The sequence below is a fragment of the Thalassobacterium maritimum genome, assembly GCF_031127805.1.
GTDB classification, from domain to species: Bacteria; Verrucomicrobiota; Verrucomicrobiia; order Opitutales; family Coraliomargaritaceae; genus Thalassobacterium; species Thalassobacterium maritimum.
Genome location: NZ_JARXHW010000169.1, coordinates 1 through 990 on the forward strand (window position 1 = coordinate 1; position 990 = coordinate 990).

At 47.2% G+C, this 990-nt stretch carries 2 protein-coding genes; both read left to right on the top strand.

The annotated features are described in order from the left end of the window. Positions 1-255, top strand: a 255-nt coding sequence (locus tag QEH52_RS19875; protein ID WP_308952707.1) for a transposase, incomplete at its 5' end; no start/stop codon positions are given. A gap of 39 nt (positions 256-294) precedes the next feature. After that, positions 295-894, top strand: coding sequence for a hypothetical protein (locus tag QEH52_RS19880; protein ID WP_308952708.1), 600 nt, complete (start codon positions 295-297; stop codon positions 892-894). Positions 895-990 lie beyond the last annotated feature (96 nt).

Here is a 990-nt window from a genome sequence, read left to right on the forward strand (position 1 = left end):
GATGCAGGCTACGACAGCGACGACATCCGCAGTTGTGTCATGCAACAAGGTGCCACCGCCGTCATAGCCTACAGAAAAAACCGTGTTAAAGTCCCTGAGTTCGACAAGGATATTTACAAGGAACGACACAAAGTGGAGAACCTCTTCCAGAAAATTAAACGCTATCGGCGCGTCGCCATGCGATTCGAAAAGTTGCAGACGACCTTTGCCGCGATGGTCGCCATCGCTTCAATCCTCGTATGGATCAAATTTTAATTTAAAACACTACCTAGTCACATTGTCGATTCAGATCCTTTGCGTATTGAGACAGGGGAAAACGGTGAAGTGCTTAAGATGCGTGTCTTGAGAGTTAGCCGCGAGGTGAACGGATTTAGAATAAAAGAAGCTGAAGAGAAGGACACGCAGCGCCTTCTACATTTCGATTTCCTAGACACCGGGGATGGGTTCGCTATCGAAATAATACACTCGGGTTCTAGAAAAGATTTGTCTATTGAAGGAACCGTCATGGGCATGCCCGATGGGTTGAAGGATTGTGGTAGATTCAATCTTTTTTATGATCGAACAAATCGGAAGCTACCTTTCCCGTTTAGATATAAGAGGCTCCCATTTATCATAATGCTATTATTCGGTCTAGGGATGGCTGCCTTTGGCTTCCTAAAACCGCAACTTATAGATATTTTCCCAAGCCTTGCGGAGGCAAAGGAACCAGAAGATCCAAGAAAAATCCAATGGGTTTTAGTCATTGGTGGCCTGTTGTATGCTGCCATGCCCGCACTACTGTTTTGGCTGCGAAGAAAGCGATTCCCTTCGGACTTGGATGTGAGCGAAGATGAAAAAGAAGAGGGTGAACAAGACGGCGTAGTCAACGACGAGGCTGCGCCTTGCCGCGACTAGCCTCCACGTTGTGCGCCAAGCTAAGGGTGCGCCATCTTGCTGGGTGAAAGTCCCAGCCATATAAAGAATAACCCAACAGTATGTATCGAGTCTTGC